This is a genomic window from Zavarzinella formosa DSM 19928, from assembly GCF_000255705.1.
In the GTDB taxonomy this organism is placed as follows: domain Bacteria; phylum Planctomycetota; class Planctomycetia; order Gemmatales; family Gemmataceae; genus Zavarzinella; species Zavarzinella formosa.
Genome location: NZ_JH636443.1, coordinates 642,040 through 649,530, shown reverse-complemented (window position 1 = coordinate 649,530; position 7,491 = coordinate 642,040). Strand labels below are relative to the sequence as shown.

Sequence of the window (7,491 nt, the reverse complement as noted above, 5' to 3'; positions counted from 1 at the left end):
CCGACCAGCCGGGCGGATACCTCAATGGGAGACCGGGACAGCTTGTCGTAAAAAGCCCGGGTCGTGGCCGGGAGTTCGTCCTGTTCGTCCGCCTCCAACAGCCGCTCCCGGGCGCTTTCCGCCGGCCCGAGCAGGCAATCGGCGATGAGTTGAACCATTTGGGAAAACGTCAGTTGACGTTGGTAACACCCTCCCCGAAACTCGTCGTACAACCGGTCCAGTTCGGCCGGATCGAGCACATGCCGCATCAACCGAAGCGTCGCCTCCGCCAGCGGGAGACGCATTAAAACACTCGCCTCAAACGGCATCTCTTGGGTTTCCATCCCCGTCTCCTGCTCAAAACCGCCTCAACGCGAATAATAACTCCCGCTCTCATCAGACGTTACGATTTCCAAAGATCTTCACACGACTGCCGCTGACGCAGTGGGGCTCTTGATGATCTCACACATAATGTCCGTTGGTTTTGCAGTAAATGTGCTTTCGGCGACCAATTCTTTCCAGATTGCAACAATCCGTTCATGTCAGGGATTTCCCTTATCCTCGCTCCGTTTTGTGATTTTTTCATAGTTAATCCTCTGCCCCAAGAGCAAGCGAGGCATTGGTTTCCAAATTCCAGCATTTGGAATCGATGCAAATCACTCCGGCCTCGATTCGCATCATGATTTTCATCCAAAATCAAAGGAATGCTTGATGTTTGACTCAGTTCTCCGGGACGATTATCAGAACATCCTGAATGAATGGCTTGCGGAACTCCAATCGGCCAAAAGCGGTTCCGACCATCGGCTGGGCGTCACCGAACTCCGGTCCCAAGGCGAGACCTTCCTCTCGTTATTGCGGGACGCCTCGAAGAAGGGGCAATTAGCCTCGGGCCAAGGTGACAGTTGGCTGGCGTTGCAAGAATTTCTGGAGCGGATTTCAAGTTCGCGGGCCGTTCAGGGATTCACCAGTTCGGAAACGGCCGGCTTTGTCTTTTCTCTCAAAAAATTCCTGTTTGCGGCCATGCGACGGACCTCCGGAGCCAATGCTGAGGCGTTGGCGGCCGAGACTTGGAAAGTGACCGAACTGCTGGACAAGTTGGGATTGCTCACTGTCACCACTTATCAGAAAGCCCGCGAGGATGTCATTCGGCGCCAGCAGGAGGAACTGCTTGAGTTGTCGACGCCCGTGGTCAAACTATGGGACGGCGTGCTGGCCCTGCCGATGATCGGCACCCTCGACAGCGCCCGGACCCAGGTGGTCATGGAAGCCCTGCTCCAGCGGCTCGTCGAAACGGAATCGGAAATCGCCATCATCGACATCACCGGGGTTCCCACGGTTGACACGCTGGTTGCGCAACATCTGCTCAAAACCGTCACGGCGATTCGGTTGATGGGGGCGGACTGCATCATCAGCGGCATCCGGCCGCAGATCGCCCAGACCATCGTTCACTTGGGTGTCGATCTTCAAGGCGTGACCACCAAGGCCAATCTGGCCGACGCTCTTTCCTTGGCTCTCAAGCGACTCGGCCTCACCGTCGGAAAGGTCAAACAATGAGCATGGGGAACGTGGAGCGGATCGCGATTCTCCGGATGGGGCCGTTCTTGCTGGTGACCATCCAAGTGGACATGCACGACCAACTGGCGCTGACCCTTCAGGACGACCTCACGGCCAAGATCGAGAAAACCGGCGCCAAGGGGGTGCTGATCGACATCTCCGCGCTGGATATGGTGGATTCCTTCATTGGCCGCATGATTGGCAACATTTCCAGCATGTCGCGGATTCTCGACGCCCACACCGTCGTGGTCGGCATGAAACCTGCTGTGGCTATTACGCTTGTCGAATTAGGGATTACCCTCGCCGGTGTTCGCACCGCCCTGACCGTGGAGCGGGGCATGAACATTCTGCGGGCGGCCATCGCCGATCAGACAGATCAATTGGAGGCTGACGATGCCGACCGTGAAGAGTGACACGCTGTCACTCCGTTCGGAGCAAGACATCGTCAACGTGCGCCAAGTCGTTCGGAAACTCGCTCAAGAATGCGGGTTTAGTCTTGTCGAGCAGACGAAAATGGTGACGGCCGCCAGCGAACTGGCCCGGAACACCGTCACCTACGGGAAAGGTGGCGACGTGCTCTGGGAAATGCTGACGGAGGGGCTGAAAAAAGGGTTGCGGCTTAGTTTCGTTGATGCGGGGCCTGGAATCCCCGATCTTGAACTGGCCCTGACGGACGGCTGGACCTCCGGCGGGGGCATGGGCCTCGGTCTCTCCGGCGCGAAAAGACTTGTCAATGAGTTTGAAATCGAAACCGCACCCGGCAAGGGCACGCGGGTGACGATCTTACGCTGGAAGTGAGACAGGATGCCGGACCAGACGGTCGTTCATGTGACAGAGGCTAGCCAAGTTGGCGAAGCCCGGAGAACGGCTGTTCGGATGGCCGAGGCGGCCGGGCTGGGCGAGACGGCGCGGGGCAATGTCGCCATCATTGTCACCGAACTGGCCAATAATCTTGCTCGCTATGCCCGCGAAGGAAGAGTGCTGCTGCAAACCCTTCCCGGCCCCGGTGGCGGGGCTATCATAGAAATCATCACCCTTGATCGCGGTCCGGGCATGCCGGATGTCGGGCGATGTATGACCGATGGCTATTCCACCGGCGGCACCCCCGGGAATGGTCTCGGCGCGGTTCGCCGACTCTCTCATGAGTTTGACATTGATTCGACAATCGGGGCCGGGACCGTGATCCTGTCCCGGATCGGAAACGTGAGCAAGACGAGCGGCGCGGCAAGGCAAAACTTCCAATGGGGGACAATCTCTCTTCCCGCCCCCCGTGAGACGGTTTGCGGTGACACTTGGCGAATCGAAGAAACCGAGGCCGAGATTCGCGTGATGATTGCAGACGGGCTTGGCCACGGCCCGCTGGCCCACGAGGCGGCCGAGACGGCTGGAAAAGCATTTGACCAGCCGGATTCGCATCGAGAACCGGCCATGTTTCTGGAGCGAACCCATCCGAAACTGACGGCAACGCGGGGAGCGGCGATTGCGATTGGTCGATGCGTCATCCAATCAAGTGTTTTCACCTATGCCGGAGTCGGAAACATCGCGGGAACCTTGCTGAACAATTCGGAACGACGAGGCTTGGTTTCGCAAAACGGCACCCTCGGCGCCCAAATGCGAACGGTGCGTCCGAACGACTATCAATGGCCGACAGGGTGGCTGCTGGTGATGCACTCGGACGGAATGCAAAGCCGCTGGACCATCAATCACCAATCCGGGCTGTTCTCACGGCATCCCGCCGTCATCGCGGCGGTGTTAGCCCGTGATTTCGGCCGCGGGCCGGACGATTTGACGGTCGTTGTCATCCGTCGGCTTGAAACCCAGGCATAAAATGGCGACGGAAAATACCCTCCGAACTCCGCAAGAGATTCGAGAGCTCGAAAACGAACGCGATTTGCTCCGGCAAAAGATCCTGTCCCAACAGACGCAGATCGATGAGCTGACCGCCGAATTGCGGGAAACCAACCAAGGGGTCGTGGCGCTCTACGCCGAACTCGACGACCGGGCGGGGCAGCTCAAGGATGCCTCCGATTTGAAAAGCCGGTTCCTCTCCTACATGAGTCATGAGTTTCGCACCCCGCTCGGGTCGATCATGAGCATTGCCCGCATCCTGCTGGACCGGATGGACGGCCCGCTGAATGAGGAGCAGGAAAAGCAGGTGAGGTTTATCCAAAACTCCGCGACCGAACTAACCGAGATGGTGAACGATCTGCTCGATCTGGCGAAGGTGGAGGCCGGGAAAGTGACCATCTCGCCTGCTTGGTTCGAGATGGTGGATTTGTTTTCCGCGCTGCGCGGCATGTTCAAGCCGATCATGGACAAATCGGAAATCTCCCTCATCTTCGTCGAGCCGGCCAACATCCCGCGACTCTTCACCGATCACGTCAAGTTGTCTCATATTCTGAGAAACTTCATCTCGAACGCGGTCAAGTTTACCCAACGGGGCGAGATCCGGGTTGGCGTCCGTCAGAACGACGAGACCACGATGATGTTCACGGTGGCCGACACCGGCATCGGCATCGCCGCCGAGAACTTGGAATCAATCTTTCACGACTGGGTGCAAATCGCCTCCTCCGCGCAAAAGCGGCTTCGCGGTTCGGGCCTCGGCCTGTCGCTCAGCAAGCGCCTGACGGAATTGCTGGGGGGAGAAATCAGGGTGGAAAGCAAGCTCGGGGTTGGTTCCACTTTCTCCGTCATCATTCCGATTCAATTGCCCGGACATGAGGCAATGAGCGAAGAGGCCGCCGCGGTTCCCGGAGAGAAGGCGAGGCTGCTTTGATGAACAATCCCGACAAGCCTGTCGTCCTGATCGTCGACGATCAGGAGGCCAATCGCTATTCGACCGGCCGCATTCTTCGGGAGGCCGGCTATGTCATCCAGGAGGCCCAAAACGGCCAGCAAGGGATTGCCCTCTCCGACATGATGCCGGATGTGATTCTGCTGGATGTCAACCTGCCCGACATCGATGGCTTCCGGGTCTGCCGGGAAATCCGCTCCCATCCCAAGACCGCCCGGATTCCGATCATTCATGTCTCGGCCACGTTCGTCAGCGAATACGACCGCGCCCACGGACTGGACGAGGGGGCGGACGGCTATCTGACCCGCCCCGTCGAACCGCGCGTGCTGGTGGCCACGGTGCGAGCGATGCTTCGGGCGCGCCGGGCCGAGGAAACGGTCCGGCAGCGAGAGCGGGAATTGCAGGCCCTCGCCGACAACACGCCCGACATTCTGAGTCGCTTTGACCGGGAGTTTCGGCATACGTTCGTCAACGCGGCCGTCGAAAAAGCGACCGGCCGGCCGGTGGCCGATTTCCTGGGCAAAACCAACCGCGAACTCGGAATGCCGGCCGAGCAGTGCGACCTGTGGGATTATTCGCTGGCGAACGTGTTCCGAACCGGGAAGCCGCTGGAAATCGAGTTCAGCTTTCAAACCCCGGACGGAATCCGCTTTTACTCCGCGCGTCTCGTGCCGGAATTCAACGCCGCCGGAACGGTCGAGCATATCTTGGGCGTGACCCGCGATGCGACGGACAAACACCGGGCCGAGACCGCCCTCCGGGAGAGCGAATCGCGGTTCCGTACGATGGCGAACTCGATCTCCCAACTCGCCTGGGTGGCCCGGCCGGACGGATACATCTTCTGGTACAACAACCGCTGGCTGGACTACACCGGCGCCACCCTCGAACAAATGATCGCCGGGGGCTGGGAGGCGGTGATCGACCCCGCCGAATCGGACCAGGTGACGGCCAAAATCAGGGACCACTTCCGTTCGGGCGAATCGTGGGAAGACATGTTCCGTCTCCGCCGACACGACGGCGTTTACCGCTGGTTCCTGAGCCGGATGCAGCCCGTCCGGGATGAAAATGGAAAGATCGAGCTCTGGTTCGGCACCAACACCGACATTGAGGATCTCCGCGTCGCCGAGCAGGAACGGCAAAAATTCGTCTCGCTGGTGGAAAGCAGCACCGACTTCATCGCCACCTACGACCTGGCCGGGAAGCCGCTTTACGTCAACCACGCCGGGTTGCGGATGATCGGCCTGGATGATTTGGAATCGGCCGGCCGGATTCGCCCGGAAGAGTTGTTCCAGCCCGACGATCATCGGCAGCTTCTCGAAAAAATTCTCCCCTCGCTTCTGGCCGACGGACAGGCAGAAATCGAAACACAGGTCCGGCATTTGAAAACCGGGGAGAGCCTGTGGATGAATTGCAAGGCCTTCGCCCATAAAGACGCCAGCGGAAAGACCACCGCCTATTCGACGGTGTGCCGCGAGATCACCGAGCGGAAACAACTGGAGACGAATCTGAGGCAGATCGCCTCGGACTTGTCCGAGGCCAACCGGCGGCAATTTCAGTTTCTCGCCACCCTCGCCCACGAATTGCGAAACCCGCTGGCGCCGATCCGCACCGGATTGGAATTGATTCGGATGTCCGACAATCTCTCCGGGAAGGTCGAGGCCACCCGGGCGATGATGGAACGCCAGACCCAGCACATGGTCCGCCTGATTGACGACTTGCTGGATCTCTCCCGAATCACCCAAGGAAAACTTCAAATCCGCAAACGGCAGATCGAACTCGCGGAAATCATCCGCAACGCGATCGAGTCGATCCGGCCGTTTATCGACAAGGCGGGGCACACCCTTGAGACATCGCTGCCGCGAGAATCGCTGTTTCTCGACGCGGACCCCAATCGGCTGGCGCAGGTTTTCTCGAACATCCTGAGCAATGCGGCCAAATACACGCCGGATGGCGGCCGGATTTCGCTGGCCGTCCATGCCGACGGGCCGGAGGTCGTCATCCGCGTCCGGGACAACGGGCTGGGCATCCCCTTCGAGATGCAGCAGCGGATCTTTGAGATGTTCGTTCAGGTGGATCGTCCCGACGAGGCGGAGTATTCCGGCTTGGGAATCGGCCTGACGCTTGTTCGGCAAATCCTGCAAATGCACAGCGGATCAATCCAAGTTCACAGCGAGGGTGCCGGCCTCGGAACGGAATTCACCGTTCGCCTGCCGATTCTTCCCGAGGAAAGTTTGTCATCCGCTCCTGCCGTGGAAAAGAAGCCGGTGGCGCCGACGGCCGTTCATCGCATTTTGGTGGTGGACGACAACAAGGACGCCGCCGATTCCTTGGGAATGATCCTCGGGATTTTGGGGCACGAGGTCCGGTTGGCGGGCGACGGGATTGAGGCGATCCGGGCGGCGGAGGAATTCCGGCCCGATGTCATTTTGATGGATCTCGGGATGCCGAGGCTGGACGGATACGAGGCCGCCCGCCGCATTCGGGATCAATCTTGGAGCCAGGGAATGACGCTGGTCGCCCTGACCGGCTGGGGACAGGACGCCGACAAAGTGCGAACCAAAACCGCCGGTTTCGATCACCACCTGACGAAACCGGCCGAACCGGCTCTCATCAAAGAATTGCTGGCGAAAATACGGTGATGCCTCACGCGGCCGTCGGGTCGGGTTGCATCATGCCGAAGATGTTTCCCTCGGTGTCCTTCGCATAAGCCAGCCAGCCCATGCCCGGAATTGGCATCTTCGGGAGGGCAAGCGTCCCCCCGTTCTTCAGGGCCGTTTCGAGCGATTCGTCCAGCGACTTCACCCCGATCGTGCAAACGTAGGCGATGACCGCCTGCCCGTCGACCGTCCCCTGACGACGCAGCAAGCCTCCGTTGATTCCCGGCGTGCCGTCCTCGCCGGTTTTGATGAGCCAGTATTCCATCGGGCCGCCCCAAGACGAGAACTCCCAGCCGAACAGAGTTTTGTAAAATCCGATGGCCCGCTCGGGGTTCTCGGCGTGAATCTCAAAGTGCATGACTCGGCCCACGGTGATCTCCGTTTGGGTGTTGAAGGCTGGATATTGGAACGAATAGAAAGAATGAAACGGTCGAGAACCAGAGTATTCCGCACGCTCCGCGTGCGGATGGGACTTCCCCCGTGGCCAGACGATGAAACGGGCCATAG

The 7,491-nt window shown here is 59.4% G+C and carries 7 protein-coding genes and 1 pseudogene; 6 read left to right on the top strand and 2 right to left on the bottom strand.

What is annotated here, in order from left to right; genetic code table 11:
* Positions 1-323 (bottom strand): annotated as a pseudogene (locus tag BGIM_RS65015) (hypothetical protein); the annotation flags it as partial.
* Positions 324-690: 367 nt separating this feature from the next.
* Between BGIM_RS65015 and BGIM_RS0128165 the strand changes: the two are divergent.
* From BGIM_RS0128165 to BGIM_RS58415, 6 genes are read left to right on the top strand one after another with little or no spacing between them, the layout of a single operon-like run.
* Positions 691-1,533, top strand: a complete 843-nt coding sequence (locus tag BGIM_RS0128165; RefSeq protein WP_020473035.1) for an STAS domain-containing protein — start codon at positions 691-693, stop codon at positions 1,531-1,533.
* Complete coding sequence (locus BGIM_RS0128160; protein ID WP_020473034.1) at positions 1,530-1,946, top strand: STAS domain-containing protein; 417 nt, start codon at positions 1,530-1,532, stop codon at positions 1,944-1,946. The genes BGIM_RS0128165 and BGIM_RS0128160 overlap by 4 nt, the downstream gene beginning before the upstream one ends.
* The gene (locus tag BGIM_RS0128155; protein ID WP_020473033.1) at positions 1,927-2,331 is read left to right on the top strand and encodes an anti-sigma regulatory factor; all 405 of its coding nucleotides are present in this window, start codon (positions 1,927-1,929) and stop codon (positions 2,329-2,331) included. The genes BGIM_RS0128160 and BGIM_RS0128155 overlap by 20 nt, the downstream gene beginning before the upstream one ends.
* 6 nt (positions 2,332-2,337) lie before the next feature.
* Entirely contained in the window at positions 2,338-3,360 is a 1,023-nt protein-coding gene (locus tag BGIM_RS0128150) for an ATP-binding SpoIIE family protein phosphatase (RefSeq protein ID WP_020473032.1), read from the top strand.
* Position 3,361: 1 nt separating this feature from the next.
* Positions 3,362-4,309 carry a sensor histidine kinase gene (locus BGIM_RS0128145; protein ID WP_020473031.1) on the top strand — a complete coding sequence of 316 codons (948 nt, stop codon included), beginning with the start codon at positions 3,362-3,364 and terminating at the stop codon, positions 4,307-4,309.
* The gene (locus BGIM_RS58415) at positions 4,309-6,966 is read left to right on the top strand and encodes a response regulator (protein ID WP_020473030.1); all 2,658 of its coding nucleotides are present in this window, start codon (positions 4,309-4,311) and stop codon (positions 6,964-6,966) included. The genes BGIM_RS0128145 and BGIM_RS58415 overlap by 1 nt, the downstream gene beginning before the upstream one ends.
* A 4-nt stretch (positions 6,967-6,970) precedes the next feature.
* On the opposite strand, the gene BGIM_RS0128135 is transcribed toward BGIM_RS58415, so the two are convergent.
* Positions 6,971-7,354 carry a VOC family protein gene (locus tag BGIM_RS0128135; RefSeq protein WP_029630676.1) on the bottom strand — a complete coding sequence of 128 codons (384 nt, stop codon included), beginning with the start codon at positions 7,352-7,354 and terminating at the stop codon, positions 6,971-6,973.
* Positions 7,355-7,491: the final 137 nt, after the last annotated feature.